The organism is Lentzea sp. NPDC042327, assembly GCF_040647275.1.
Taxonomy (GTDB): Bacteria; Actinomycetota; Actinomycetes; order Mycobacteriales; family Pseudonocardiaceae; genus Lentzea.
This window is the reverse complement of the sequence record NZ_JBEZBX010000010.1, coordinates 36,498-60,682: the sequence shown is the minus strand read 5'-3', so window position 1 is coordinate 60,682 and position 24,185 is coordinate 36,498. Positions and strand designations below refer to the sequence as shown.

Annotated in this window: 36 protein-coding genes; 3 read left to right on the top strand and 33 right to left on the bottom strand. The window is 67.9% G+C overall.

Annotation, left to right across the window (positions count from 1 at the left end; all coding sequences use genetic code 11):
* Positions 1 to 19 precede the first annotated feature (19 nt).
* On the bottom strand, positions 20 to 1,645 hold the full coding sequence (gene eccB, locus AB0A63_RS25360; protein WP_360395754.1) for a type VII secretion protein EccB: 1,626 nt from the start codon (positions 1,643 to 1,645) through the stop codon (positions 20 to 22).
* Positions 1,646 to 1,915: 270 nt separating this feature from the next.
* Here eccB and eccE point away from each other — a divergent pair, with 270 nt between their 5' ends.
* Together eccE and AB0A63_RS25350 are read left to right on the top strand one after the other, a co-directional pair.
* Positions 1,916 to 3,124, top strand: a complete 1,209-nt coding sequence (gene eccE / locus AB0A63_RS25355; protein WP_360395753.1) for a type VII secretion protein EccE — start codon at positions 1,916 to 1,918, stop codon at positions 3,122 to 3,124.
* A complete protein-coding gene (locus AB0A63_RS25350; RefSeq protein ID WP_360395751.1) occupies positions 3,121 to 3,849 on the top strand; it encodes a hypothetical protein in 729 nt (242 codons plus the stop codon). The genes eccE and AB0A63_RS25350 overlap by 4 nt, the downstream gene beginning before the upstream one ends.
* A 63-nt stretch (positions 3,850 to 3,912) precedes the next feature.
* Here AB0A63_RS25350 and AB0A63_RS25345 read toward each other — a convergent pair whose 3' ends face one another.
* Positions 3,913 to 4,302: a hypothetical protein gene (locus tag AB0A63_RS25345; protein WP_360395749.1), complete on the bottom strand. Its 390-nt coding sequence runs from the start codon at positions 4,300 to 4,302 to the stop codon at positions 3,913 to 3,915.
* A 609-nt stretch (positions 4,303 to 4,911) separates the two neighbouring features.
* Between AB0A63_RS25345 and AB0A63_RS25340 the strand changes: the two genes are divergently transcribed.
* A complete protein-coding gene (locus tag AB0A63_RS25340) occupies positions 4,912 to 6,474 on the top strand; it encodes a S8 family serine peptidase (protein ID WP_360395748.1) in 1,563 nt (520 codons plus the stop codon).
* Between the two features lie 83 nt (positions 6,475 to 6,557).
* On the opposite strand, the gene truA is transcribed toward AB0A63_RS25340, so the two are convergent.
* The 31 genes from truA to rplC form a co-directional block, all read right to left on the bottom strand.
* The gene (gene truA, locus AB0A63_RS25335; protein ID WP_360395747.1) at positions 6,558 to 7,349 is read right to left on the bottom strand and encodes a tRNA pseudouridine(38-40) synthase TruA; all 792 of its coding nucleotides are present in this window, start codon (positions 7,347 to 7,349) and stop codon (positions 6,558 to 6,560) included.
* A 56-nt stretch (positions 7,350 to 7,405) separates the two neighbouring features.
* Positions 7,406 to 8,014 carry a 50S ribosomal protein L17 gene (rplQ, locus tag AB0A63_RS25330; RefSeq protein WP_360395745.1) on the bottom strand — a complete coding sequence of 203 codons (609 nt, stop codon included), beginning with the start codon at positions 8,012 to 8,014 and terminating at the stop codon, positions 7,406 to 7,408.
* 47 nt (positions 8,015 to 8,061) lie between these two features.
* On the bottom strand, positions 8,062 to 9,120 hold the full coding sequence (locus AB0A63_RS25325) for a DNA-directed RNA polymerase subunit alpha (RefSeq protein ID WP_053733132.1): 1,059 nt from the start codon (positions 9,118 to 9,120) through the stop codon (positions 8,062 to 8,064).
* 148 nt (positions 9,121 to 9,268) lie between these two features.
* Complete coding sequence (gene rpsD, locus AB0A63_RS25320) at positions 9,269 to 9,874, bottom strand: 30S ribosomal protein S4 (RefSeq protein WP_089915251.1); 606 nt, start codon at positions 9,872 to 9,874, stop codon at positions 9,269 to 9,271.
* 23 nt (positions 9,875 to 9,897) lie between these two features.
* Positions 9,898 to 10,305, bottom strand: a complete 408-nt coding sequence (gene rpsK / locus AB0A63_RS25315) for a 30S ribosomal protein S11 (protein WP_086669042.1) — start codon at positions 10,303 to 10,305, stop codon at positions 9,898 to 9,900.
* A 37-nt stretch (positions 10,306 to 10,342) separates the two neighbouring features.
* Positions 10,343 to 10,723: a 30S ribosomal protein S13 gene (rpsM, locus tag AB0A63_RS25310; RefSeq protein WP_053733134.1), complete on the bottom strand. Its 381-nt coding sequence runs from the start codon at positions 10,721 to 10,723 to the stop codon at positions 10,343 to 10,345.
* A gap of 217 nt (positions 10,724 to 10,940) precedes the next feature.
* On the bottom strand, positions 10,941 to 11,054 hold the full coding sequence (rpmJ, locus tag AB0A63_RS25305) for a 50S ribosomal protein L36 (protein ID WP_010148647.1): 114 nt from the start codon (positions 11,052 to 11,054) through the stop codon (positions 10,941 to 10,943).
* A 25-nt stretch (positions 11,055 to 11,079) separates the two neighbouring features.
* The gene (gene infA / locus AB0A63_RS25300) at positions 11,080 to 11,301 is read right to left on the bottom strand and encodes a translation initiation factor IF-1 (protein WP_005166804.1); all 222 of its coding nucleotides are present in this window, start codon (positions 11,299 to 11,301) and stop codon (positions 11,080 to 11,082) included.
* A 342-nt stretch (positions 11,302 to 11,643) separates the two neighbouring features.
* Positions 11,644 to 12,417, bottom strand: coding sequence for a type I methionyl aminopeptidase (gene map, locus AB0A63_RS25295; protein WP_360395744.1), 774 nt, complete (start codon positions 12,415 to 12,417; stop codon positions 11,644 to 11,646).
* Between the two features lie 53 nt (positions 12,418 to 12,470).
* The gene (locus tag AB0A63_RS25290) at positions 12,471 to 13,031 is read right to left on the bottom strand and encodes an adenylate kinase (protein WP_360395742.1); all 561 of its coding nucleotides are present in this window, start codon (positions 13,029 to 13,031) and stop codon (positions 12,471 to 12,473) included.
* A complete protein-coding gene (gene secY / locus AB0A63_RS25285; RefSeq protein WP_360396061.1) occupies positions 13,031 to 14,344 on the bottom strand; it encodes a preprotein translocase subunit SecY in 1,314 nt (437 codons plus the stop codon). The genes AB0A63_RS25290 and secY overlap by 1 nt, the downstream gene beginning before the upstream one ends.
* Before the next feature lie 591 nt (positions 14,345 to 14,935).
* Positions 14,936 to 15,376: a 50S ribosomal protein L15 gene (gene rplO, locus AB0A63_RS25280; RefSeq protein ID WP_360395741.1), complete on the bottom strand. Its 441-nt coding sequence runs from the start codon at positions 15,374 to 15,376 to the stop codon at positions 14,936 to 14,938.
* A complete protein-coding gene (rpmD, locus tag AB0A63_RS25275) occupies positions 15,373 to 15,558 on the bottom strand; it encodes a 50S ribosomal protein L30 (RefSeq protein ID WP_045309828.1) in 186 nt (61 codons plus the stop codon). Before rpmD ends, rplO begins: the two co-directional genes overlap by 4 nt.
* A 2-nt stretch (positions 15,559 to 15,560) precedes the next feature.
* Positions 15,561 to 16,169 carry a 30S ribosomal protein S5 gene (gene rpsE, locus AB0A63_RS25270; RefSeq protein WP_030473451.1) on the bottom strand — a complete coding sequence of 203 codons (609 nt, stop codon included), beginning with the start codon at positions 16,167 to 16,169 and terminating at the stop codon, positions 15,561 to 15,563.
* Positions 16,170 to 16,203: 34 nt separating this feature from the next.
* Positions 16,204 to 16,605: a 50S ribosomal protein L18 gene (gene rplR, locus AB0A63_RS25265; RefSeq protein WP_360395738.1), complete on the bottom strand. Its 402-nt coding sequence runs from the start codon at positions 16,603 to 16,605 to the stop codon at positions 16,204 to 16,206.
* A 1-nt stretch (position 16,606) separates the two neighbouring features.
* Positions 16,607 to 17,146 (bottom strand): 50S ribosomal protein L6, encoded by a 540-nt coding sequence (gene rplF, locus AB0A63_RS25260; RefSeq protein ID WP_090094708.1) that lies wholly within the window; start codon positions 17,144 to 17,146, stop codon positions 16,607 to 16,609.
* A gap of 12 nt (positions 17,147 to 17,158) precedes the next feature.
* The gene (rpsH, locus tag AB0A63_RS25255) at positions 17,159 to 17,557 is read right to left on the bottom strand and encodes a 30S ribosomal protein S8 (RefSeq protein ID WP_030473454.1); all 399 of its coding nucleotides are present in this window, start codon (positions 17,555 to 17,557) and stop codon (positions 17,159 to 17,161) included.
* Positions 17,558 to 17,672: 115 nt separating this feature from the next.
* Positions 17,673 to 17,858, bottom strand: coding sequence for a type Z 30S ribosomal protein S14 (locus AB0A63_RS25250; protein WP_030473455.1), 186 nt, complete (start codon positions 17,856 to 17,858; stop codon positions 17,673 to 17,675).
* 4 nt (positions 17,859 to 17,862) lie between these two features.
* A complete protein-coding gene (rplE, locus tag AB0A63_RS25245) occupies positions 17,863 to 18,426 on the bottom strand; it encodes a 50S ribosomal protein L5 (protein ID WP_360395736.1) in 564 nt (187 codons plus the stop codon).
* 2 nt (positions 18,427 to 18,428) lie between these two features.
* Entirely contained in the window at positions 18,429 to 18,743 is a 315-nt protein-coding gene (gene rplX, locus AB0A63_RS25240) for a 50S ribosomal protein L24 (RefSeq protein ID WP_045309812.1), read from the bottom strand.
* Between the two features lie 2 nt (positions 18,744 to 18,745).
* On the bottom strand, positions 18,746 to 19,114 hold the full coding sequence (gene rplN / locus AB0A63_RS25235; protein ID WP_089915281.1) for a 50S ribosomal protein L14: 369 nt from the start codon (positions 19,112 to 19,114) through the stop codon (positions 18,746 to 18,748).
* Between the two features lie 70 nt (positions 19,115 to 19,184).
* The gene (gene rpsQ / locus AB0A63_RS25230) at positions 19,185 to 19,466 is read right to left on the bottom strand and encodes a 30S ribosomal protein S17 (RefSeq protein WP_089949051.1); all 282 of its coding nucleotides are present in this window, start codon (positions 19,464 to 19,466) and stop codon (positions 19,185 to 19,187) included.
* Positions 19,463 to 19,705, bottom strand: a complete 243-nt coding sequence (gene rpmC, locus AB0A63_RS25225) for a 50S ribosomal protein L29 (RefSeq protein ID WP_053733144.1) — start codon at positions 19,703 to 19,705, stop codon at positions 19,463 to 19,465. The genes rpsQ and rpmC overlap by 4 nt, the downstream gene beginning before the upstream one ends.
* A complete protein-coding gene (rplP, locus tag AB0A63_RS25220; protein ID WP_030473461.1) occupies positions 19,705 to 20,124 on the bottom strand; it encodes a 50S ribosomal protein L16 in 420 nt (139 codons plus the stop codon). The genes rpmC and rplP overlap by 1 nt, the downstream gene beginning before the upstream one ends.
* Before the next feature lie 3 nt (positions 20,125 to 20,127).
* Entirely contained in the window at positions 20,128 to 20,961 is an 834-nt protein-coding gene (rpsC, locus tag AB0A63_RS25215; RefSeq protein ID WP_360395734.1) for a 30S ribosomal protein S3, read from the bottom strand.
* Entirely contained in the window at positions 20,961 to 21,359 is a 399-nt protein-coding gene (gene rplV, locus AB0A63_RS25210) for a 50S ribosomal protein L22 (protein ID WP_285643061.1), read from the bottom strand. Before rplV ends, rpsC begins: the two co-directional genes overlap by 1 nt.
* 34 nt (positions 21,360 to 21,393) lie before the next feature.
* Positions 21,394 to 21,675 (bottom strand): 30S ribosomal protein S19, encoded by a 282-nt coding sequence (gene rpsS / locus AB0A63_RS25205; protein ID WP_030478300.1) that lies wholly within the window; start codon positions 21,673 to 21,675, stop codon positions 21,394 to 21,396.
* An 18-nt stretch (positions 21,676 to 21,693) separates the two neighbouring features.
* Complete coding sequence (rplB, locus tag AB0A63_RS25200) at positions 21,694 to 22,527, bottom strand: 50S ribosomal protein L2 (protein ID WP_065915973.1); 834 nt, start codon at positions 22,525 to 22,527, stop codon at positions 21,694 to 21,696.
* A gap of 19 nt (positions 22,528 to 22,546) precedes the next feature.
* A complete protein-coding gene (gene rplW, locus AB0A63_RS25195; protein ID WP_065915972.1) occupies positions 22,547 to 22,846 on the bottom strand; it encodes a 50S ribosomal protein L23 in 300 nt (99 codons plus the stop codon).
* Positions 22,843 to 23,529 carry a 50S ribosomal protein L4 gene (gene rplD, locus AB0A63_RS25190; protein ID WP_360395732.1) on the bottom strand — a complete coding sequence of 229 codons (687 nt, stop codon included), beginning with the start codon at positions 23,527 to 23,529 and terminating at the stop codon, positions 22,843 to 22,845. Before rplD ends, rplW begins: the two co-directional genes overlap by 4 nt.
* Positions 23,529 to 24,179 carry a 50S ribosomal protein L3 gene (gene rplC, locus AB0A63_RS25185; protein WP_360395731.1) on the bottom strand — a complete coding sequence of 217 codons (651 nt, stop codon included), beginning with the start codon at positions 24,177 to 24,179 and terminating at the stop codon, positions 23,529 to 23,531. Before rplC ends, rplD begins: the two co-directional genes overlap by 1 nt.
* Between the last annotated feature and the right edge of the window lie 6 nt (positions 24,180 to 24,185).

Here is a 24,185-nt window from a genome sequence, read left to right as displayed (position 1 = left end):
GCACCCGGAACGGTTCCCGTCACTTCTGCTGCTGCGCCGGGTCCTTGATCTGGCCCTTGACCGCGGGGATCGCGTCGTAGCTGCGGTTCGCGTCGCCGCGGTTGAGCTGCGGGCCCTGCGGCAGCAGGTTCAGGATGTCGTTCGGTGCCGGTGGGAACGTCCCCTCCAGCCCGAGCGCCGCGGCGGTGCCCCCGTCCGGAACGCCGTACCGCACACCGCGACCGGTCACGATGTGGACCGGACCGGCGCCGAAGTCACCGGTGCCCTGGCTCGCCCGCACGACCGCCGCCTTGCCGGGCAGCATCAGGAACTGGTCGATGATCTCGCCGGCCGCACCGGGAGCGCCCAGCTGCACCGGGCTCATGTCCTTCGGGCCCGGCAGCGCGGAACCAATGGTGACCGAGGTGTCGATGGCGTGCTGGGTCCGGTTCTGCGACTCGTAGTCCTTGCCCTTCCAGCCCAGGCACAGCACCGCGTTGTTCGCGTTCGGCTCGATCGTGGTCGGCGTCTTCTCCGGGTACTGCGTGAGGTCGAGCTTGTTCTTCGGTTCGAGGTTGTTCGTGACCGCGCTCGGGGAGAGCTCGGTCGCCTTCTTGTTGTTCGCGTACGCCCAGCGCAGCAGGTCGCCGACCGTCTGGCCGACCTCCTGGAAGCCGTCCTCCAGCGCCACCATGAACCGCTGGGTGCCGGTCAGGCTGACCGAGATGACGTCGCCGATGTTGACCCTGGTCTCGGTGACGTAGGCGGCCTGCTCGCCCTGCCTCGGGATGACCGGCGCCTTCAGCGGCTTGGCCTCGGAGATCGAGTTGAGCAGCGCCGTGCTGACCGCGCGCGGCTGCTTGCCCCGCAGGTTCAGCGCGTTCATCACCTTGTCGTCCCTGAGGTCCACCTCGGCGCGGACGGTAGACGACGAGATGTCGAAGCCCTCGGGCTTCTTGTAGATCAGGTAGGCCTTCTTGGCGCCCGTCCGCTGCTGCACGAGCACGGCGTTGTCGCCGAGCTTCGGGTTGCCCTCGCTGACGCCCGCGATGACGGAGGTCTTGATCTGGTTGGCCGCCGCCTGGTTGCTGCGGAACGCGTCGAGGTCGAGGGTGTCGCAGACCGACCACTGCGCGTCGATGCGGGTCTCGGGCTTGGGCAGCACGTCCGGCGCGTCCGGCAGGCCGGTGAGGCGCCCGCGCGGGTACTTGGACAGCGCGGCCTCGCTGACGAGCTTGGGCTCCCCGCCCGCGGCACCACCGGAGGCGCCGCCGACCGAGCCGCCAGGGGCGTCACCGCCACCGCTCTGCGCCTGGTCCGGGTTCGACCGCGAGTACCAGAGCAGGCGTGCCGAGGCGAGGTTCGTCATCGGCACCAGCACGGGGGTCGACGTCGCGTTGTCGACGACGTAGACCTGCCCGGTCTCCTTGCTGATGGCGATCTGCGTTTCCTTGTCCAGGCGCGGTGCCGGCTTGAAGAACCCGTACACCAGGAAGCCGAGCAGACCGACGATGCCGAGGATCACACCGACCGATGTCGCGCGGGAGTGGTTGCGCATGGGGTCATGCAGCATCACGGCGTCTCTGCGGACGAGCGCGGACTGCATCCGCCGCAGGACGAATTGGTAGGCCTGGACCTGTGACTTGGTGGTGGGTGTTGATGCCATTCTCGGCTCGCTGCTCTCCCAGTCGCGGTACGGTTCGGCAGGATAGCCGGACGCAGGTTGCTCCGTGGGCCGGTTCGCCAAGCCCACCGACCATCGAGGGGAAAGAGACCACAACGGATGTCCGTGACCACTCCACATCCGCCCCGGCCGAACCCCGGGATGGCACGGCCGCAGGGTCCGGGGACTCCTGGCCAGCAGGCACCGGCGCCTCCCCGTCCCGTCGGGCGCGTCCGGCGCAGGGCGGCCGGCGTCAGCCTGGGCTCCTTGCCCGTGTCGAACGTAGTCACGATCGAGGTCGGTCTCGCCATCGCACTCCTCGTGCTGACCCTCGTCGGCGTGAAGGACGCTGCGGGCAACCTGAACGTCGTCTCGCTGTCGATCGCGGGCGGCGTGCTGCTGATCGCGCTGGTAGTGGCCTTCACCCGGTCGCGGGGGCGCTGGCTGACCCAGTGGATCGGCGTCCGGCTGCGCTACAGCTTCCGCTCGCACAGCCGCACCGCGAACCGCGAGGCGCAGCAGGAGTCCAAGCCCGGTGACGACGAGATGCAGGTGCTCGGCGCCGAGGACCCGCGCGTCGCGCTGCTGCGCCTGGCGATCCCGGACCTGGTGATCGCCAAGGGCGTCGACCACGAACGCCGCCCGCTCGCGCTGTCGTGGCACGACGGCGTGTGGACGGCGGTGCTGCTCGTCGACCCGACGCCGCCGCTGATCTCCGCCGTCGGCTCCGCCCCGTCGCTGCCCCTCGGCGCGCTGGTGCCGTGCCTGGAGGACCGCGGCGTGGTGCTGGACGCGATCACCGTGCTCTGGCACTGCTACCCCGGCAGCGCGGCGCTCCCGCCGTCGTCGCCCGCGCTCAGCTCGTACATGGAGGTGCTCGGCCCGCTGCCCGCGGCGGCCAGGCGCACCACGTGGATCACGGTCCGGCTCGACCCGCGCCGCTGCGGCGAGGCCATCCGCGAACGCGGCGGCGGCGTCGTCGGCGCGCACCGCGCGTTGATCGGCGCCCTGTCGCGCGTCCGCAACGCGCTGGAGTCCGCCGGTGTGGCGATCCGCCCGCTCGACTCCGACGAGCTGCTGCGCGCGGCGATCTCCTCGGCCGAGCTGACCGCCGCGGTCGGCGGCACCACCCCCGTGTCGTTGCGGGAGAAGTGGTCCGGCGTCACGGCCGGCGGCGTCGGCCACGCGAGCTACGCGATCACCGGCTGGCCGGCGAAGGGCCTCAAGGGCAACCTGAACGCGCTGACCGGTGTGCGCGCTCTCTCGTCGACGCTGGCGATGTCCATCTCGCCGTCGCGCGAGGACGGTCAGGTGTCGCTGCGCGGCCTGGTGCGGGTGAGCGCCAGGACGCCGAGCGAGCTCGACCGCGCCGACGACCAGCTGACGAAGCTGAGCGACAAGCTGGACATCACGCTGACCCCGTTGCGGGGCATGCAGCTCGCGGGTCTCGCCGCGACGCTGCCGCTGGGAGGTGTGGCATGAGCACGTCGACCCGTCTGCTGGACGCCCGCGGCCGCGGCGCGGTGGCACCGGAGTTCCTGGTGTCGCCGTCCATGCTCGACCTGGTCAGCCCGAGCGGTGACCGCGGCGGCATGATGCTCGGCCAGGGCACCAAGGGCGAGCCGCTCACGGTGTCCGTGCTGCGCCCGACCCCGACCCGCATGGTGGTCGTCGGCGGCCTGTACCTGGCCCGCCAGATCGCGCTGCGGGCCATGGCGACCGGTGCGTGGATCATCATCGCGACCGGCCGCCCGCAGGCCTGGCAGCCGGTGGTGCGCGCGGCGGGCCAGGGCCCGGACGGCCGCCCGTCCCAGCTGGTGCAGCTGCGCCGGTTGTCGCCGGCCGACCTGCCCCGCCCGACCGAGGACATGCCGCTGCTCGTCATCCACGACGGCGGCCACGTCCCGCAGGAGCTGTTCCCGCCGCGGGCGGCGTGGCAGACCACGATGTACGTGCTGCCGTACCTGCACCCGCAGGCCTCGTCGACGGCGAACAACGCGGACCTGGTGCTGCTGCAGCGCCTCCCGATGGGCCAGGCGCAGCTCGCCGGGCAGATGTGGCGCCTGCGCCCGCAGATGTTCCAGCAGCTGACCCAGCTGAAGGACGACCAGGTCATCGCGATGGGCCAGGACATGTGGGCGCACCTGCGCCTGTACACCACGCCCACCGAGCAGCAGATCCTCGGAGCGGTCCGCCGCGGCGACTGAGGACCCGACGAACCGCGCCCCCGAACGGTGATCCGTTCGGGGGCGCGGTCGTGCCGGGCCTGATCAGCACTCGAAGCGGCTCTCACCCGAGATCGAGCTCTGCGGGACACCGGCGCCGTCGCGCCACTGGACGAGCGTGCGGTAGGTGTAGTGGCCGGAGCCCGAGCAGTTCCAGGACGCGATCGCGCTGCCGGGACCCTGGTAGTGGGCGCTGGCCTCGATGACCCAGCCCCACGCGCGGAGCCGCTGGAGGAAGACGTCGACACCCTGGGCACAGCTGCCGGAGCCCCTGCCGTGCACCCAGCCCGTCGTCTTGGTGGGGTTGTCGGCGTTGTGGCAGGCCAGGACCCCCGGTGCGGTCGGCACCGCAACCGGCGTGGCACCGGCGGTCGAGGTCGTGAGCGCCAGGGCCGCACCGGTGATCGCAGCCAGCTGAACGAAGCGACGAATCATTGCTGGTTTCTCCTCAGTGATTCAGGGTCACCAAATAGGAACAGCACATCGCGCGCTGTTCATCGTGCGTTGTTCGATTGCGCAATCAAGCCGGGGACGCGCTGACGAGACGACCTGTCACCGCCCGCGAACGCGGTTCACCAGGCAAAACAGACCACTTCCCGGCCATTCGACATCGATCTTCTCGACGCGCGGAAGCACGATCTGAGCCCCCCAGCCCCATGTTCCGAAACTCCGGGAACAACCCCAGAAGAACTTGTGTTCCCACAACTGAACGTAGAGCACGGGTGAAACATGTTCAACCACACTTGAACGCCCCACGTGACCGCCCACTCTCCCTGCGTGGCGGCCGTGAGCGTGCGCACCGGCCCGACCTGGACCGACTCCAGGACCGGCGAGGGCACCGCCGGCCGGGCCGCGCGAGCCGTCCGCTTCCCCAAAGCCGCATTGTTCTGTCCATAGACCCGCTGCACCAACTAATTCACACGGGCGCGAAATCTGTGGAATGGCCGAACGCGTCTTAATCCGTGAAACTTCTTGTGCGCAATCCGTCCACGCCACTAGGAAAAACTTCACCTGCAGGACCAGGCGACGAGGGAGAACGCTGCTATGGGTGAATCGTGGCTCAGACGAGCGGCTGGAATCGGACTGGTTGCGGGCACCGCGCTCGCGTTGACGTCCGTCTCCGCCACCGCTGCGCCCGAGGGGGAGATTCGCAACCTCGGTGCGTCCAACGCGGTCAAGGACAGCTACGTCGTGGTGCTGAAGGACTTCAGCACCACCAGTGTCGAAAGCCTCAGCGCCAAGTACGACGCTCAGGTGAAACACACCTACAAGTCCGCTTTGCGGGGTTTCTCCGCGACGATGTCCGAGTCCCAGGCCAAGCGCCTCGCGGCTGACCCGAGCGTCGCGTACGTCGAGCAGGACGCCGAGGTCCGCATCTCCGACACGCAGACGCCGACCCCGTCGTGGGGCATCGACCGCATCGACCAGCGCGCGCTCCCGCTGGACAACAGTTACACGTACCCGAACGCGGGCTCCGGCGTCACCGCCTACATCATCGACACCGGCATCCGCACCACCCACAGCGACTTCGGCGGCCGCGCCTCCCACGGCCGCGACACCGTCGACAACGACAACGACGCCACCGACTGCAACGGCCACGGCACCCACGTCGCCGGCACGGTCGGCGGCACCCGCTTCGGCGTGGCCAAGGACGTGAAGCTCGTCGCCGTCCGCGTCCTCAACTGCGCGGGCTCCGGCACGTTCGCGGGCGTCATCGCCGGCATCGACTGGGTCACCGCCGACGTGCAGGGCAACCCGGCCCGCAAGCCCGCGGTCGCCAACATGTCCCTCGGCGGCGGCGCGAACCAGACCGTCGACGACGCCGTGAAGCGCTCCATCGCCGCCGGCGTCACCTACGGCTTGGCCGCGGGCAACGACAGCGGCTCCAACGCCTGCAACACCTCCCCGGCCCGCACGCCGGAGGCCATCACGGTCGGCTCCACCGAGCGCACCGACGTCCGTTCGAGCTTCTCGAACATCGGCACGTGCCTCGACATCTTCGCCCCCGGCACCGGCATCACCAGCGCCTGGCTGACCGACGACAACGCCACGAACACCATCTCCGGCACCTCGATGGCGACCCCGCACGTGGTGGGCGCGGCAGCGGTGTTCCTCGGCTCCTCCCCCGCCGCCACCCCGCAGCAGGTCCGCGACGCCCTGGTGGAGAACGCCACCTCCGACGTCGTCACCAACCCCGGCACCGGCTCCCCGAACAAGCTGCTGCACATCACCGGCACCACCCCCGGCAACCCGCCCGGCCAGTGCCCGGCAGTCACCAACGACACCGACACGGCCATCCCCGACGCGGGCTCGGTGACCTCCCCGATCACCATCGCCGGGTGCAACGGCAAGGCCACCGCCACCGCCTCGGTGAAGGTCGCCATCAAGCACACCTACCGCGGTGACCTGGAGCTCGCCCTGGTCACCCCCTCGGGCGCCGTGAAGCTGCTGAAGGTCGCCACCAGCGGTGACAGCGCCGACGACGTCAACGCCACCTACTCCGTCAACGTCTCCACCGAGAACGCCAACGGCACCTGGCACCTGCGGGTCCGCGACGCCTACAGCCAGGACACGGGCCACATCGACTCGTGGACCCTGAAGCTCTGACGCTCATCCCGCTCCCGGAGCCCCCGGTGCACCACCGGGGGCTCCTCCCCTTTGCGCGGGAGGAGGACACGGCCGGTGACAGCTCAGGACAGGGTGCGCACCCGGCGGGTCGCCTCGGCCCGCGCGGCCAGCTCCTCGTCGGCCGGGAAGTCCACCCGCACCAACGACAAGCCGTGCGCCGGCGCCACGGTGACCCCGCTGGCCCGCCCGTGCAGCGACAGCAGCCCACCGGGCCACTCCACCGGCTTCCGCCCCTCCCCGACGGCCAGCAGCGCCCCGATGAGCGACCGGACCATCGAGTGGCAGAAGGCGTCGGCGGACACGAACGCGGTGATCACACCGTCGTTCCCGGCACGGACCAGTTCGAGCCGTTGCAGCTCGCGGATCGTCGTGGCGCCCTCGCGGCGTTTGCAGAACGCGCAGAAGTCGTGCTCCCCCAGCAACAACGTCGCGGCGGCGTTCATCGCGCCGACGTCCAGGGGGCGTGGCCAGGCCAGCGTGTCCAGGCGGCGCAACGGGTGCGCACCGAACGGCGCGTCGGTCACGCGGTACTCGTAGTGGCGGCGCAGGGCCGAGAACCGCGCGTCGAACGCGGCGGGCACGACCCTGGCGGAGAAGACCCGCACGTCCGAAGGCAGCGCACGCGCCAGGCGCTTCGGGAAAGCGGCGACGTCCAGGGACGCGGGCAGGTCGGCGTGGGCGACCTGCCCGGAGGCGTGCACACCGGCGTCGGTGCGGCCCGCGACGGTCAGGACGACGTCCTCGCGCAGCACCATCGACATGGTGTCTTCCAGGACACCGCACACCGTCCGGCGGGAGGGCTGGCGGGCCCAGCCGGAGAACTCGGTGCCGTCGTAACCGAGATCAAGGCGCACACGAACGAGCCCGCCGTCCCCGGAAGCGGGAACGGCGGGCTCGTCAGCGGTCAGACTCAGGACTTGTCCTTGGCGGACTCGTCCTTGGCCTCTTCCGCCTTGACGTCCTCGGCCGACGGCTCGCCGTCAACCTCGACGGCACCCTCAGCGGGCTCCTCGGCGGCGTCCTTGGTGGCGGACTCGGGCGCGTCGGCGTCCTGGTCCTTCACCTCGTCGTCCGCCTCGACGACCGGGGCCTCGGCGGCGGCCGGCTTCTCGTCCTTGGCGAACTTGGTCTTGCGCGCAGCCTCGGCCTCCGTGGAGACGAGCTTCTGCTGCACCAGCTCGATGATGGCCATGGGGGCGTTGTCGCCCTTGCGCGCCAGCGTCTTGGTGATGCGGGTGTAACCACCGGAACGGTCGCTGAAGAACGGACCGATCTCGGCGATCAGCTTGTGCACGACGTCCTTGTCGCGGATCAACTTCATGATCTCGCGGCGGTTGTGCAGGTCGCCGACCTTGGCCTTGCTGATGAGCTTCTCGGCGTACGGACGCAGCCGCTTCGCCTTCGCCTCAGTGGTCTTGATCCGGCCGTGCTCGAACAGCGCAGTCGCCAGGTTGGCGAGCAGCAGCCGCTCGTGCGCCGGGGACCCACCGAGCCGGGGGCCCTTGGTAGGGGTGGGCATCGCTTACTCCTGTAACTGTTGCGATCCTCTAGCTCTGGTTCAGAGCCTCAGAGCTGCTCGGTCTCCGCGTAGTCCTGGCCGTCGTCGTGGGGGTCCAGGCCTGCGCCGGCACCCCAGCCCGTGTCGGACGGGTGGTAGTCCGACGCGGCGGCGGACGGGTCGAACCCAGGAGGCGAGTCCTTCAGCGCGAGGCCGAGGCCGACGAGCTTCATCTTGACCTCGTCGATCGACTTCGCACCGAAGTTGCGGATGTCCAGCAGGTCCGCTTCGCTGCGCGAAACCAGCTCGCCGACGGTGTGGATGCCTTCCCGCTTGAGGCAGTTGTAGGACCGGACGGTGAGGTCCAGGTCCTCGATCGGCATCGCGAACGCGGCGATGGTGTCGGCCTCGGCCGGCGACGGGCCGATCTCGATGCCCTCGGCGTCGATGTTCAGCTCGCGAGCGAGGCCGAACAGCTCCACCAGGGTCTTGCCCGCGGAGGCAACCGCGTCCCTCGGGGTGATCGAGGGCTTGGTCTCCACGTCGAGGATCAGCTTGTCGAAGTCCGTCCGCTGCTCAACACGCGTCGCCTCGACCTTGTACGTCACCTTGAGAACCGGCGAGTAGATCGAGTCGACGGGGATGCGGCCGATCTCGGCGCCCGCCTGCTTGTTCTGGACAGCCGGGACGTAGCCGCGACCGCGCTCGACGACGAGCTCGATCTCCAGCTTCCCCTTGCCGTTCAGGGTCGCGATGTGCAGGTCGGGGTTGTGCACGGTGACACCGGCCGGAGGCACGATGTCGCCCGCGGTCACCACACCGGGGCCCTGCTTGCGCAGGTACATGGTCACCGGCTCGTCCTCCTCGGACGAGACGACGAGCTCCTTCAGGTTCAGGATGACGTCGGTGACGTCCTCCTTCACCCCGGGAACCGTGGTGAACTCGTGCAGCACGCCGTCGATGCGGATGCTCGTGACAGCAGCACCGGGGATCGACGAGAGCAGCGTGCGGCGGATCGAGTTGCCGAGCGTGTAGCCGAAGCCCGGCTCCAGCGGTTCGATGACGAACCGGGAACGGGTCTCGGAGACCGCTTCCTCGCCGAGCGAGGGGCGCTGGGAAATCAGCACTGGGTTCAACCTTTCTACAACGACGCCCGCTATTTGACGCCGTCACGACGCCGGTGCGGAGACCGGCAAACGCACTCGGCACACCCTTCGCGCCGATGCGGGACCCGACCCGAGCGACCGTCCACGAAGGACAGCCGCCCGGAGAGGATCACTTCGAGTAGAGCTCGACGATGAGCTGCTCGGTGACAGGCGTGTCGATCTGCGCGCGCTCGGGCAGCTGGTGCACGAGGATGCGCAGGTTCGAGGGGACGACCTGCAGCCAAGCCGGGATCGGGCGGTCACCGAAGGACGCGCGAGCAGCCTCGAAGGGCAGCGTCGGCATGGACTTCGGCTTCACGTCGATGATGTCGAACTTCGACACCTGGTAGCTCGGGATGTTCACCTTGTGGCCGTTGACCAGGAAGTGACCGTGAGCGACCAGCTGACGAGCCTGGCGACGCGTGCGGGCGAGGCCCGCGCGGTACACCACGTTGTCGAGGCGGGCCTCGAGGATCTGGAGCAGGTTCTCGCCGGTCTTGCCGGGGCGGCGAACCGCTTCCTTGTAGTAGCGGACGAACTGCCGCTCAAGAACGCCGTAGGTGTAGCGAGCCTTCTGCTTCTCCTGGAGCTGCAGCAGGTACTCGGACTCCTTGACCCGGCCGCGGCCGTGCTGGCCGGGCGGGTACGGACGGCGCTCGAAGGCCTGGTCCCCACCAACGAGGTCGACCTTCAGGCGACGCGAGATGCGCGTCGCGGGTCCCGTGTAACGAGCCATTAGTTCTTACTCCTCCCCGTGCCTCAGACCCGGCGCCGCTTGGGCGGGCGGCAGCCGTTGTGGGGCTGCGGGGTCACGTCCTGGATGGTGCCGACCTCGAGACCGGCGGCCTGCAGCGAACGGATCGCGGTCTCACGGCCGGAGCCGGGACCCTTGACGAACACGTCCACCTTGCGCATGCCGTGCTCTGCGGCCTTGCGGGCGGCGTTCTCGGCAGCCATCTGCGCCGCGAACGGCGTGGACTTGCGAGAACCCTTGAAGCCGACGTGGCCGGCGGACGCCCACGAGATCACGTTGCCCATCGGGTCCGTGATGGACACGATGGTGTTGTTGAACGTGCTCTTGATGTGCGCCTGGCCGTGCGAGACGTTCTTCTTTTCCTTGCGCCGGATCTTCTTGACCCCGGCGCCCGTGCGGGACTTCGGTGGCAAAACAAACTCCTAAGTTGAGGGCAGCAGACCCGAGGTCTTACTTCTTGCCGGCCTTCTTCTTGCCGGCCACGGTCTTCTTCGGACCCTTGCGGGTACGAGCGTTCGTCTTGGTGCGCTGCCCGCGAACGGGCAGGCCGCGACGGTGCCGAAGACCCGCGTAGCAACCGATCTCCATCTTGCGACGGATGTCGGCCGCGACCTCGCGACGGAGGTCACCCTCGACCTTGAAGTTGTTCTCGATGTAGTCCCGCAGGGTGGCGACGTCGTCGTCCGTCAGATCCTTCACCCGGAGGTCGGGCGAGATCGACGTGGCGGCCAGCACCTCCTTGGAACGGGTGCGGCCGATGCCGAAGATGTAGGTGAGCGCGATCTCCATCCGCTTTTCGCGGGGGAGGTCGACGCCAGCGAGTCGTGCCATGTGGCGGTTAACTCCTGTCGATTACTTCCAGGTCTGCTCCTCGCCCAGTTCCGGCGACTGACTCGCTGTGTCGTTCCGGCTGCTCTCACAGCCGGTGTCCCGGCCCCGGCCTGGAATCCGGGGGTGTCCGCACGCTTGAAGCCCTGCGTGCGGCAGGTGCGAGGAGTTTCTCGTTACTGCGTCATCGAAGGTCTCGACGAGCGCGTGGTGGAGCTGCTCAGCCCTGGCGCTGCTTGTGGCGCAGGTTCTCGCAGATCACCATGACCCGGCCGTGACGGCGGATCACCTTGCACTTGTCGCAGATCTTCTTGACGCTCGGCTGGACCTTCACGCCTGAAGTCTCCTGCTATTGGAGGTCACTTGTAGCGGTAGACGATGCGCCCGCGGGACAGGTCGTAGGGCGAGAGCTCCACGACAACCCGGTCCTCAGGGAGGATGCGGATGTAGTGCTGACGCATCTTGCCGCTGATGTGCGCGAGTACCTTGTGACCGTTCTCCAACTCGACGCGGAACATCGCGTTGGGGAGCGGCTCGACTACGCGGCCCTCGACCTCAATGGCCCCGTCCTTCTTGCCCATGTCCTCCGCGTTTCGTGACGGTGATAATAACCTTTGGACGCGTTTCGGCCCGGCTCGATCTCACCTTGAAGGGCACGACAGAACCGGCGCTACGGGTGCGCCACCTGACCAGTGTACGCAGTTCACCCCGGCAACCCAAATCGGGCCCCGTGCGCCCCGCTGAACAGTGCCGCGCCGCCTGTGCGCGGTGTCGCTGGAACACCGCTGAGCTGCGTCGACGAGCGCGGGACCGGAGCTCAGGTCCGACGGCGGCCCGCTCGCCACTCGGGGCGCGACAACGGCACGGCCCCCGCCTCGCGTGGAGGCGGGGGCCGTGCCGGAGACGTTCGTGGTGCTGCCGGGTCACTTCTCGGGCGCGGTGAGCACCCAGGGGCCGTCCTCGGTGATGGCGACCGAGTGCTCCCAGTGCGCGGCCCGCGTCCCGTCGAGCGTGACGACGGTCCAGCCGTCGTCCAGCTCCTGGGAGTCGTCGGAGCCGAGCGTGAGCATCGGTTCGATCGCGATGGCCATGCCGACCTTCAGGCGCGGGCCCTTGCCGGGCTTGCCGTAGTTCGGCAGGAACGGGTCCATGTGCATCTTGGTGCCGATGCCGTGGCCGCCGTAGTCCGCGACGATGCCGTACTCGATGCCGTCGCGCTCACCGGACTCGATCGCCGAGGACTCGATGGCGAACGAGATGTCGGTGAGCTTCCCGCCGGGCACCGCGGCCTCGATGCCCGCGAGCATCGACAGCCTGGTCGCCTCGGAGAGCCGGTGGTCGGCCGGCGAGAGCTCGCCGACGCCCACGGTGACCGCCGAGTCGCCGTGCCAGCCGTCGAGGATGGCACCGCAGTCGATGGAGATGAGGTCGCCCTCGGCCAGCACCTGCTTGCTGCTGGGGATGCCGTGGACGATCTGCTCGTTCACGGAGGCGCAGATGCTCGCGGGGAACCCGTGGTAGCCCTTGAACGACGGGACGGCGCCGGCGTCGCGGATCGTCTGCTCCGCGATCTCGTCGAGCTCCTGCGTGGAGACACCGACCTTGACCGCGTCGACGACGTTGCGCAGGGCCCTGGCCACGACCAGGCCGGAGGCGCGCATGGCCTCCAGCTGGCCGCGGGTCTTGATCTCGATCATGCGTTCACTGCCTGGGGAAACTAGAGACCGGAGTCGGTCGAGCAGTCCACCGGTCACTTCTCGCCGCGCAGCGCGTGCAGCGCAGCGAGGGCCCGCTCACTGATTTCGTCGATCTCACCGACGGCGTCGATGGTGATGACCTTGTCCGCGTAGTAGTCGAGCAGCGGCGCGGTCTCGTTGCGGTACACCTGCTGCCGGTGCCGGATGACCTCTTCCTTGTCGTCCGTGCGCCCGCGCGCCAGCAACCGCTCCACCACGACGTCCTCGTCGACCCGGAACTCCAGCACCGCGTCGAGCCCGTGTCCGTCGACCGAGAGGAACTCAGCGAGCTTGTCGGCCTGCGCCACGTTGCGCGGGAACCCGTCGAGCAGGAACCCGTCCGTGGCGTCGGACTCGGCCAAGCGCTTGCGCACCATCTCGTTCGTGATGCTGTCCGGTACGAGAGCGCCCTCGTCGAGGATGCTCTGCACCTCCAGCCCGAGCTCGGTCTGGTTGCTGATGTGTGACCGGAAGAGGTCGCCCGTCGAGATGTGCGGCACGCCGAGCTTGGTGCTCAGCACCTCGGCCTGAGTGCCCTTGCCCGCACCCGGCGGGCCAACGAGAACAAGTCGCACTAGCGGAGGAACCCTTCGTAATTGCGCTGCATGAGCTGGCTCTCGATCTGCTTCACGGTGTCGAGACCGACACCGACCATGATCAGAACCGCGGTACCGCCGAACGGGAAGTTCTGGTTCTGGCCCTCGCTGGTGATGTCGAGGAACAGGTTCGGCAGGATCGCCACGATGCCGAGGTAGAGCGAACCGGGCAGCGTGATGCGGCCCAGGACGAACTTGAGGTACTCGGCGGTCGGGCGACCGGGACGGATGCCGGGGATGAAGCCACCGAACTTCTTCATCTCGTCAGCGCGCTCGTCCGGGTTGAACGTGATGCCGACGTAGAAGTAGGTGAAGAAGACGATCAGCAGGAAGTACGCGCTGATGTGCACCCAGCTCGACTGCTTGACCAGGTAGGTCTGCACGAACGTGGTGAACCAGTTGGGCTCACCCGTGGAGTTCGTGAGGCGGACGATCAGGTCCGGCAGGTAGAGCAGCGACGAGGCGAAGATGACCGGGATGACGCCGGCCTGGTTCACCTTCAACGGAAGGTAGGTCGAGGTGCCGCCGTACATGCGGCGACCGATCATGCGCTTGGCGTACTGCACCGGGATGCGGCGCTGCGCCTGCTCGACGTAGATGACGCTCGCGATGATGATCAGAGCGGCGATGATGACGAGGACGAAGGTGATCCGCGACTGGTCCTTGTCCCAGATGTTCTTGCCCTCGGCCGGGATGCGGGCGGCGATGCCGGTGAAGATCAGCAACGACATGCCGTTGCCGATGCCCTTCTCGGTGATCAGCTCACCCAGCCACATGATGACCGAGGTACCGGCCGTCATCGTGATGACCAGCACGATCAGCGTGAAGATGCTGTCCTTGCCGGGGATGACGTCCTGGTCGCACTCACCGAACAGCTGCCCGCGCACCGCCAGCGCCACCAGACCGGTGGACTGCAGGATCGCCAGCCCGATCGTGAGGTAGCGGGTGTACTGCGTGAGCTTGCCCTGCCCGGCCTGCCCTTCCTTCTTCAGCTGCTCGAACCGCGGGATGACCACGGTGAGCAGCTGGATGATGATGCTCGCGGTGATGTAGGGCATGATCCCCAGCGCGAACACCGACAGGTTGAGCAACGCACCACCGCTGAACAGGTTGATCAGCGAGTAGATGTTCTGGCCTTCGAGCTGCTCGGCACACGCCCGCACGTTCTTGAAGGACACGCCCGGCGCGGGCATGGTCGCACCAAGCCGGTACACAATGATGATCCCGAGCGTGAAGAGGATCTTCTTGCGTAGATCCGGCGTCGCGAGAGCCGAGCGGAATGCGCCGAGCACGCGAACCTCCTGAGCGTTGCCGACCCCCAGGGACCGGCGCATGCGGTAGATGGCAGGGCCGAGGTAGGTAGCCACGACCAAGCAACCCGGAGGACATCCGGGTTCAGCCCGCAACACTAACAGCCCCCCACCACCTGGTCGTACCCAGTGGCCAATCACAGGTTCAACTCGGTTGATCTCTGCCCGGTCCACTGGTCCTTTCGGGGTACCGAACCCGGACAATCCGTGCTACCAGCAGCCAGAACAGACCCGGCGGAACGTCCACACCACTCTTCGTGTTCCCTCCGATCGGGCGGAAAGTTCAGCTGTTCGCAGAACCCCGCACGCGCGCCGAATCGCGCCGCACCGCGTCGCGCTGCCGAGCCGCACCGCACCACGGTCGGGTTGCACCACGGTCGGGCCGCGGAGTCGCGCCGCAGCACGATCGGGCCGCACCGGCCCAGCCGACGCCGAAGGCGAGGCGTCAAGGCCCTCCGCGAGCGGTTCCGCGCCGACGTCGCCGTCACCGCCACCGCGCTCGCGGCCACGTCCCCCGGAAACGCCGAAGGGCCCCGGGGCAACGCCCCGAGGCCCTTCGGACAGTCCCGCGGATCAGGCGACCGTGGTCGTCCCACCCGCAGCAGCGATCTTCTCCACAGCGGTCTTGGAGAACTTGTTCGCGGTGATGTCGAGCTTGACGCTGACCTCACCGTCACCCAGCACCTTGACGAGCGAGCCCTTGCGGACCAGCCCGGCCAGCACCAGCGCGGCGACGTCGACCGAACCGCCCTCGGGGAACGAGGCAGCGATGTCGGAGACGTTCACGACCTGGTACTCGGTGCGGAACGGGTTCTTGAAGCCCTTCATCTTGGGCAGCCGCATCTGGAGCGGCATCTGGCCACCTTCGAAGCGCGGCGAGACGTTCTTGCGAGCGCCCGTGCCCTTCGTACCGCGGCCGGCGGTCTTGCCCTTGGAGCCCTCACCACGACCGACGCGGGTCTTGGCGGTCTTGGCCCCGGGGGCAGGACGCAGGTCGTGAATCTTGATGGTCACGACTGGACCTCCTCAACAACCACCAGGTGGCGCACGGCGTGGATCAGGCCGAGCACCTGGGGGGTGTCCTCACGCACGACCGACTGGCGGATCTTGCGCAGCCCGAGGGTGCGCATCGACTCGCGGTGGTTGTGCTTGGTACCGATGGTGCTGCGAACCTGCGTGATCTTCAGCTGAGCCATGATCACACCCCCTGGCCCGCGCGAGCGCGGATCATGCCGGCGGGGGCGACGTCCTCGAGGGGCAGGCCACGACGGGCCGCGACCTCTTCGGGACGCTGCAGGCCCTTGAGGGCCGCCACGGTCGCGTGCACGATGTTGATCGCGTTGTCGGAGCCGAGCGACTTCGACAGCACGTCGTGCACGCCGGCGCACTCGAGGACGGCGCGGACGGCGCCACCCGCGATGACACCGGTACCGGCCGAGGCCGGACGCAGCAGGACCACACCGGCGGCCTTCTCACCCTGCACCGGGTGCGGGATGGTGCCGGCGATGCGAGGCACGCGGAAGAAGTTCTTCTTCGCTTCCTCGACACCCTTGGCGATGGCCGCGGGAACTTCCTTGGCCTTGCCGTAGCCGACGCCGACCATGCCGTCGCCGTCGCCCACCACCACGAGGGCGGTGAAGCTGAAGCGACGACCACCCTTGACCACCTTGGACACGCGGTTGATCGCAACCACGCGCTCGAGGTGCGGGGTCTTCTCCTGGGCCGCGCCGCCGCGGCCGCCGTCACGACGGTCGCGGCGCTCTCCGCGCTCGCCCCCGCCGCCTTCGCGACGCGTACGTCCTGGCATCAGGCGTCCCTCTCAATTCCAGTGATGATCATTGTCAGAACTCCAGCCCCGCCTCGCGAGCGGCATCCGCCAGAGCAGCGATCCGGCCGTGGTACGCGTTGCCGCCGCGGTCGAACACGACCGCCGTGACACCGGCGTCCTTGGCACGGGCCGCGGCCAGCTGGCCGACCTTGGCCGCGCGGGCCTTCTTGTCGCCCTCCAGGGCACGGACGTCGGCCTCCATGGAGGAAGCGGACGCGACCGTGTGGCCCTTCAGGTCGTCGATGATCTGCACGGTGATGTGCTTCGACGAACGGTGCACGACCAGGCGCGGGCGCTCGGCCGTTCCGTTGACCTTCTTGCGGAGGCGGAAGTGGCGACGGGCCTTGGCAACACGACGCCTGGTGGAGATGTCCTTGCCCACCGGCTTGCGCTTCGTAACAGTCGACTCGCTCATGTCACTTACCCGTCTTTCCGACCTTGCGACGGATCTTCTCGCCCGAGTAGCGGACGCCCTTGCCCTTGTACGGGTCGGGCTTGCGCAGCTTGCGGATGTTGGCGGCGACCTCACCGACCAGCTGCTTGTCGATACCCGAGACGGAGAAGCGGGTCGGGGTCTCCACCGCGAAGGTGATGCCCGCGGGGGCCTCGACCTTGACGGGGTGGGAGTAACCGAGCGCGAACTCGAGCTCAGAGCCCTTGAGCGCGACGCGGTAACCGACGCCGTGGATTTCCATCTTCTTTTCGTAACCCTGGGTCACACCGACGACCATGTTGTGCACCAGCGTGCGCGACAAGCCGTGGAGCGCGCGGTTGCGGCGCTCGTCGTTCGGGCGCTTGACCTCGAGAGTGCCGTCCTCAGCCTTCTCCAGGCTGATCGGCTCAGCGATCGTCAGCGTCAGGGTGCCCTTGGGGCCCTTGATGCTCACGTCCTGACCGGCGATGTTCACGTCGACCCCGGAGGGGACAATGATCGGCTGCTTACCGATGCGCGACATGTCTACTCCCCCTTACCAAACGTAGGCGAGGACTTCTCCGCCCACGCCTGCCTTGTTGGCCTGGCGGTCGGTCATGAGACCACCAGAGGTCGAAATGATCGCCACACCGAGGCCACCGAGAACTCGGGGCAGACCGGTGGACTTCGCGTACACGCGCAGGCCGGGCTTCGACACGCGGCGGAGGCCGGCGATGCTGCGCTCCCGGTTCGGGCCGTACTTCAGCTCGACGACGAGGTTCTTCGCGACCTCGCCCTCCTCGTCGCGGTACGAGGCGATGTAGCCCTCGCGCTTGAGGATCTCGGCGATGTTGGCCTTCAGCTTCGAGTGCGGCATCACGACCTTGTCGTGGTAAGCCGAGTTCGCGTTGCGCAGACGAGTGAGCATGTCTGCGATCGGGTCGGTCATCGTCATGGTGACCTGGTCAACCTTTCTCGCTGCGGTTCACCGCTCGGGGTCCAGACCTGGCCCCCGTGAAGGGGCCAGGACGGTCGCGTGCGGGCCTACAGCGAAGTAATGGTGCTCTGAATTACCAGCTGGACTTGCTCACGCCAGGCAGCTCACCGCGGTGAGCCATCTCGCGCAGGCAGATCCGGCAGAGGCCGAACTTGCGGAACACCGCGTGGGGGCGGCCGCAACGCTGGCACCGGGTGTAGCCCCGGACCTTGAACTTCGGCTTCTTCGCGGCCTTGTTGATCAACGCCTTCTTGGCCATCGACTCAGTTCTCCTTGAACGGGAAGCCCAGGAGCTTCAGCAGCGCCCGGCCCTCCTCGTCGTTCGTGGCGGTGGTGACGACGGTGATGTCCATGCCGCGGGGACGGTCGATCGAGTCGGGGTCGATCTCGTGGAACATCGACTGCTCGTTCAGACCGAACGTGTAGTTGCCGTTGCCGTCGAACTGCTTGCCCGAGAGTCCGCGGAAGTCGCGGATGCGCGGGAGAGCGATCGTCAGCAGGCGGTCGAGGAACTCCCACATGCGGTCGCCGCGCAGCGTGACGCGCGCGCCGATCGGCATGCCCTCGCGCAGCTTGAACTGCGCGATGGACTTGCGGGCCCGACGGATCTCGGGACGCTGGCCGGTGATGATCGACAGGTCCTTGACGGCACCGTCGATCAGCTTGCCGTCACGGGCGGCGTCGCCGACACCCATGTTGACGACGACCTTGACGACGCCGGGGATCTGCATCACGTTGGCGAAGGAGAACTGCTTCTGCAGCTCGCCCTTGACCTCGTCGCGGTAGCGCGTCTTGAGCCGCGGGATGATCTTCTCTGCGGTAGTCATGATCAGATGTCCTTCCCGTTACGACGGGAAATGCGGACCCGCTTGCCCTCGTCGTTCGTACGGTAACCAACGCGGGTCGGCTTGCCGTCCGAGTCGACCACCATCACGTTGGAGACGTTGATCGGGGCTTCCTGGGTCACGATGCCACCCGACTGCGCGCCCCGCTGGGTCTGCGTGATCTTGGTGTGCTTCTTGATCCGGTTGACGCCCTCGACCAGGACCTTGCCGGTCTCCGGGTAGGCCTGGATGACCTTGCCCTTCGCGCCCTTGTCCTTGCCGGCGATTACGACGACCGTGTCGCCCTTCTTCACCTTCATGGTCAGAGCACCTCCGGAGCCAGCGAGATGATCTTCATGAACCTCTTGTCGCGCAGCTCGCGGCCGACCGGGCCGAAGATGCGGGTACCGCGCGGCTCGTTGTCGTTCTTGATGAGCACGGCGGCGTTCTCGTCGAAGCGGATGTACGAGCCATCCGCGCGACGGCGCTCCTTGACGGTGCGGACGATGACGGCCTTGACGACGTCACCCTTCTTCACGCCGGCACCGGGGATCGCGTCCTTGACGGTCGCGACGATGATGTCGCCGATGCCCGCGTAGCGGCGGCCCGAACCACCGAGAACACGGATGCAAAGGATCTCCTTCGCACCGGTGTTGTCGGCGACACGAAGCCGCGACTCCTGCTGAATCACTTACCTGCTCCTGACCATTCCTGGCCCGCCGGATTTCCGACCCGACGGGCTCGGTCTGTCTAGAAAGGACTTACTTGGCCTTCTCGAGGATCTCGACGAGCCGCCAGCGCTTGGTCGCCGACAGAGGCCGGGTCTCCATGAGCAGGACGCGGTCGCCGACGCCCGCCGCGTTCTCCTCGTCGTGCACCTTCACCTTGGTGGTGGAGCGCATGATCTTGGAGTAACGCGGGTGCTTCTTGCGGTCCTCGAGCGCCACGACGATCGTCTTGTCCATCTTGTCGGACACGACGAGGCCCTCGCGGACCTTGCGGTCGTTGCGCTTCTCGGTCTGGACTTCGTTGCTTTCGGTCATGCCGCACCCTCACCAGTGGAATCCGGCGTGACGGAGAGCCCGAGCTCCCGCTCCCGCATCACGGTGTAGATCCGGGCGATCTCGTGCCGGACCGTGCGCAGCCGCCGGTTGTTGTCGAGCTGGCCCGTGGCCATCTGGAAGCGAAGGTTGAAGAGTTCTTCCTTCGACTCCTTCAGACGCAGCACGAGCTCTTCCTCGGTGAGCTCACGCAGCTCAGAAGCGGTGGTACCCGCTGCCATCAGAACTCACCACCCTCACGCGTAACGATGCGGCACTTCATCGGGAGCTTGTGGATCGCGCGGCGAAGAGCCTCGCGGGCCACCTGCTCGTTCGGGAAGGCCATCTCGAAGAGGACGCGACCCGGCTTGACGTTGGCCACCCACCACTCCGGCGAACCCTTACCGGAACCCATGCGGGTCTCGGCCGGCTTCTTCGTCAGCGGACGGTCCGGGAAGATGTTGATCCAGACCTTGCCGCCACGACGGATGTGGCGCGTGATGGCGATACGAGCGGACTCGATCTGCCTGTTGGTGACGTAGGCCGGCTCGAGAGCCTGGATGCCGTACTCACCGAAGGTGACCTTCGTGCCGCCCTTGGCAGCACCCGACCGCTTGGGGTGGTGCTGCTTGCGGTGCTTGACCCTACGAGGGATGAGCATGACTCAGCTCTCCGTCTTCTCTGCAGCAGCCGGGGCCTCGGCCGACGCCGTGGCGTCAGCTGCGGCACGGCCGGCCTCGGTGCTCGTCGCGGTGGTGCCGCTGGCACCCGAGCGACGGGCCCGGTTCGGACGCTCGCCGCGGTCGCGGCGCGGGGCGCGGTCGGCTCCCTGAGCCGGGGCCGCGTCGAGCGCGCGCTTGGCCGAGATGCCACCGACGATGTCGCCCTTGTAGATCCACACCTTCACGCCGATGCGGCCGAACGTGGTGCGGGCCTCGAAGAAGCCGTAGTCGATGTTGGCGCGGAGCGTGTGCAGCGGCACGCGGCCGTCGCGGTAGTGCTCCGAGCGGGACATCTCGGCGCCGCCGAGGCGACCGCCGCACTGCACGCGGATGCCCTTGACCTGCGGCGAACGCATGGCCGACTGGATGGCCTTGCGCATCGCGCGCCGGAAGGCGACGCGGTTGGACAGCTGCTCGGCGACACCCTGTGCCACGAGCTGCGCGTCCGACTCGGGGCTCTTGACCTCGAGGATGTTCAGCTGGACCTGCTTCTTGGTGAGCTTCTCCAGCTCACCGCGGATGCGGTCCGCCTCGGCACCGCGGCGGCCGATGACGATGCCCGGCCGGGCGGTGTGGATGTCGACGCGCACCCGGTCACGGGTCCGCTCGATCTCCACCTTGGAGATGCCGGCACGCTCCATGCCCTTGCCGAGCAGGCGGCGGATCTTGACGTCCTCCGCCACGTACTCGGCGTACTGCTTGTCGGCGTACCAGCGGGACTTCCAGTCGGTGGTGATCCCCAGCCGGAAGCCGTGCGGGTTGATCTTCTGGCCCACTACCGGGTTCCCTTCGCGCTGGTCTTCTTCGGACGCGACTCCACCTCGATGGTGATGTGCGACGTCCGCTTGCGGATCCGGTACGCGCGGCCCTGGGCACGCGGGCGGAAACGCTTGAGGGTCGGACCCTCGTCCACGTAGGCCACCGACACCCAGAGGGTGGACGGGTCCAGGGACAGGTTGTTCTCGGCGTTGGCCATGGCGCTGGCGAGCACCTTCGCGACCGGCTCAGAGGCGGCCTGGGGCGCGAACTGGAGCACGGCCAGGGCCTCGCTGGCGTTACGACCCTTGATGAGCTCGATGACGCGACGCACCTTCATGGGGGTGTCGCGAACGTAACGAGCCCGAGCCACGGCGCGCGGAAACTCCTGCGCCTCAGCGTCCTTACGGGCGTTCATCGCTGCTTTTCCCTTGCTCTTCTCAGTTCGGCGCCTAGCGGCGACGAGACTTCCGGTCGTCCTTGATGTGGCCCTTGAAGGTCCGGGTCGGGGCGAACTCGCCCAGCTTGTGCCCGACCATGGCCTCGGTCACGAACACCGGGACGTGCTTGCGGCCGTCGTGCACCGCGATGGTGTGACCCAGCATGTCCGGGATGATCGTGGACCGGCGGGACCACGTCTTGATGACGGTCTTCTTGCCCGCTTCGTTCTGAACGTCCACCTTCTTGAGCAGGTGGTCGTCGACGAAGGGACCCTTCTTAAGGCTGCGAGGCATCCTTCACTCCCTCCCTGCTCAGCGCTTCTTACCGGTGCGACGACGCCGGACGATGAGCTTGTCGCTTGGCTTGCGGCGGCGGGTACGACCCTCGGGCTTACCAGCCGGGTTGACCGGGTGGCGACCACCGGAGGTCTTGCCCTCACCACCACCGTGCGGGTGGTCGACCGGGTTCATCGCGACACCGCGGACGGTGGGCTTCTTGCCCTTCCACCGCATGCGGCCGGCCTTGCCCCAGTTGATGTTCTGGTGGTCCTTGTTGCCGACCTCGCCGAGCGTGGCGCGGCAGCGCACGTCCACGTTGCGGATCTCACCCGAGGGGAGGCGCAGCTGGGCGTACGGACCGTCCTTGGCCACGAGCTGAACCGAGGCACCGGCCGAGCGCGCCATCTTCGCGCCGCCGCCGGGGCGGAGCTCGATCGCGTGGATCACGGAACCGACCGGGATGTTGCGCAGCGGCAGGTTGTTGCCCGGCTTGATGTCGGCCTTGGGGCCGTTCTCAACCGTGTCACCCTGCTTGAGCTTCTCCGGGGCGATGATGTAGCGCTTCTCGCCGTCGGCGTAGTGCAGAAGCGCGATGCGGGCGGTGCGGTTGGGGTCGTACTCGATGTGAGCGACCTTGGCCGGGATGCCGTCCTTGTCGTTGCGGCGGAAGTCGATCAGGCGGTAAGCCCGCTTGTGACCGCCACCCTTGTGCCGCGTGGTGATCTTGCCCGAGGCGTTGCGGCCACCCAGCTTGTGCAGCGGGCGGATCAGCGACTTCTCCGGAGTCGACCGAGTGATCTCGGCGAAGTCGGAGACGCTCGCACCGCGACGACCGGGAGTCGTCGGCTTGTACTTGCGAATGCCCATCTCTACGCAGTCCTCGTCATCAGGCGGCAGGGCCGCCGAAGATCTCGATCGCCTTGCTGTCAGCCGACAGCGTCACGATCGCGCGCTTCGTGTCCTTGCGCTTGCCGAACCCGGTGCGGGTGCGCTTGCGCTTGCCCTGCCGGTTGATGGTGTTGACGCTGACGACCTTCACGCCGAAGACCTTCTCCACGGCGATCTTGATCTGGGTCTTGTTCGAACCCGGCGCCACCAGGAAGGTGTACTTGTTCTCCTCGAGCAGTCCGTAGGACTTCTCGGAGATCACCGGCGCGAGCAAGATGTCCCTGTGGTCGGGGATCACTTCGAGGCCTCCTCGTCCACCACGGTCGCCGTGGCCTCAGCCGAGCCAGAACCCGACTGGGCCTTGCTGGCGAGGAACACGTCGAGCGAGTCCTTGGTGAACACCACGTCGTCGTTGACGAGCACGTCGTAGGTGTTGAGCTGGTCGGGCGCGATCACGTGCACGTGCTGCAGGTTGCGCACGCTGACCCACGAGACCTCGTCGGTGCGGTTGAGCACCACGAGGACGCGACGGGCCTGGGTGACCGACTCCAGGACCTTGCGCGCGGACTTGGTCGACGGGGTGTCCCCGTCCACCAGGCCGGACACGACGTGCACCTGGTTGGCGCGGGCCCGGTCGGAGAGGGCACCGCGCAGAGCGGCGGCCTTCATCTTCTTGGGCGTCCGCTGCGAGTAGTCGCGCGGCTGCGGGCCGTGGACGACGCCACCGCCGGCGAACTGCGGCGCACGCGTCGAACCCTGGCGGGCACGACCGGTGCCCTTCTGGCGGTACGGCTTCTTGCCACCACCGGACACCTCGCCGCGGGTCTTCGTCGAGTGCGTGCCCTGGCGCGCGGCGGCCTGCTGGGCCACGACGACCTGGTGCAGCAGCGCGACGTTCGCCTGCGCGTCGAAAACAGCCGAGGGGAGCTCGACCGTGCCGGCGGACTTGCCGTCCGGCGTACGGATCTCAACCGTCGACATCAGGCACCACCCTTCGCAGCAGTCTTGACGAACACCAGACCGCCCTTGGGACCGGGAACCGCGCCCTTGATGAGCAGCAGGCCGTTCTCCACGTCGATCTTGTGCACCTTCAGGTTCTGGGTCGTCACGCGCTCGTGGCCCATGCGGCCGGCCATGCGCAGACCCTTGAAGACGCGACCCGGGGTGGCGCAGCCGCCGATGGAACCCGGCGAGCGGTGCTTGCGCTGGGTGCCGTGGCTGGAGCCGAGACCCCGGAAGTTGTGGCGCTTCATGACACCCGCGGTGCCCTTGCCCTTGCTGGTGCCGGTGATGTCGACAACAGCGCCGGCCTCGAACACCTCAGCGGTGATCTCCTGGCCGACCGTGTACTCGCCGGCGTCCGCCGTGCGCAGCTCCACCAGGTGGCGACGGGGCGTGACCCCGGCCTTGGCGAAGTGGCCCGCGACGGGCTTGTTGACCTTGCGCGGGTCGATCGCGCCGGCCGCCAGCTGGACGGCGGTGTAGCCGTCCTTCTCTTCGGTGCGAACCTGGGTCACGACATTGGGCTCAGCCTTGACGACGGTCACCGGGACGACCCGGTTGTTCTCGTCGAAGACCTGAGTCATGCCGAGCTTGGTGCCCAGGATGCCCTTCATCTGCCTGTCAGACATTGGTCC

Coding starts and splice junctions, on each gene's coding strand:
- rplQ (WP_360395745.1), bottom strand. CDS start 8,014: ATGCCCACCCCTACCAAGGGCCCCCGGCTCGGTGGGTCCCCGGCGCAC.
- AB0A63_RS25340 (WP_360395748.1), top strand. CDS start 4,912: ATGGGTGAATCGTGGCTCAGACGAGCGGCTGGAATCGGACTGGTTGCG.
- rpsE (WP_030473451.1), bottom strand. CDS start 16,169: ATGCCAGGACGTACGCGTCGCGAAGGCGGCGGGGGCGAGCGCGGAGAG.
- rpsS (WP_030478300.1), bottom strand. CDS start 21,675: ATGCCTCGCAGCCTTAAGAAGGGTCCCTTCGTCGACGACCACCTGCTC.
- rpsM (WP_053733134.1), bottom strand. CDS start 10,723: ATGGCACGACTCGCTGGCGTCGACCTCCCCCGCGAAAAGCGGATGGAG.
- rpsQ (WP_089949051.1), bottom strand. CDS start 19,466: ATGACCGAAAGCAACGAAGTCCAGACCGAGAAGCGCAACGACCGCAAG.
- AB0A63_RS25350 (WP_360395751.1), top strand. CDS start 3,121: ATGAGCACGTCGACCCGTCTGCTGGACGCCCGCGGCCGCGGCGCGGTG.
- rpsH (WP_030473454.1), bottom strand. CDS start 17,557: ATGACGATGACCGACCCGATCGCAGACATGCTCACTCGTCTGCGCAAC.
- rpsD (WP_089915251.1), bottom strand. CDS start 9,874: ATGGCTCGTTACACGGGACCCGCGACGCGCATCTCGCGTCGCCTGAAG.
- map (WP_360395744.1), bottom strand. CDS start 12,417: ATGATCGAGATCAAGACCCGCGGCCAGCTGGAGGCCATGCGCGCCTCC.
- rpmD (WP_045309828.1), bottom strand. CDS start 15,558: ATGGCTCAGCTGAAGATCACGCAGGTTCGCAGCACCATCGGTACCAAG.
- rplC (WP_360395731.1), bottom strand. CDS start 24,179: ATGTCTGACAGGCAGATGAAGGGCATCCTGGGCACCAAGCTCGGCATG.
- rplB (WP_065915973.1), bottom strand. CDS start 22,527: ATGGGCATTCGCAAGTACAAGCCGACGACTCCCGGTCGTCGCGGTGCG.
- infA (WP_005166804.1), bottom strand. CDS start 11,301: ATGGGCAAGAAGGACGGGGCCATTGAGGTCGAGGGCCGCGTAGTCGAG.
- rplF (WP_090094708.1), bottom strand. CDS start 17,146: ATGTCGCGCATCGGTAAGCAGCCGATCATTGTCCCCTCCGGGGTCGAC.
- rplE (WP_360395736.1), bottom strand. CDS start 18,426: ATGACTACCGCAGAGAAGATCATCCCGCGGCTCAAGACGCGCTACCGC.
- rplR (WP_360395738.1), bottom strand. CDS start 16,605: ATGAGCGAGTCGACTGTTACGAAGCGCAAGCCGGTGGGCAAGGACATC.
- rplD (WP_360395732.1), bottom strand. CDS start 23,529: ATGTCGACGGTTGAGATCCGTACGCCGGACGGCAAGTCCGCCGGCACG.
- rpmC (WP_053733144.1), bottom strand. CDS start 19,705: ATGGCAGCGGGTACCACCGCTTCTGAGCTGCGTGAGCTCACCGAGGAA.
- AB0A63_RS25250 (WP_030473455.1), bottom strand. CDS start 17,858: ATGGCCAAGAAGGCGTTGATCAACAAGGCCGCGAAGAAGCCGAAGTTC.
- rplP (WP_030473461.1), bottom strand. CDS start 20,124: ATGCTCATCCCTCGTAGGGTCAAGCACCGCAAGCAGCACCACCCCAAG.
- rplX (WP_045309812.1), bottom strand. CDS start 18,743: ATGAAGGTGAAGAAGGGCGACACGGTCGTCGTAATCGCCGGCAAGGAC.
- AB0A63_RS25345 (WP_360395749.1), bottom strand. CDS start 4,302: ATGATTCGTCGCTTCGTTCAGCTGGCTGCGATCACCGGTGCGGCCCTG.
- eccB (WP_360395754.1), bottom strand. CDS start 1,645: ATGGCATCAACACCCACCACCAAGTCACAGGTCCAGGCCTACCAATTC.
- rplV (WP_285643061.1), bottom strand. CDS start 21,359: ATGAACGCCCGTAAGGACGCTGAGGCGCAGGAGTTTCCGCGCGCCGTG.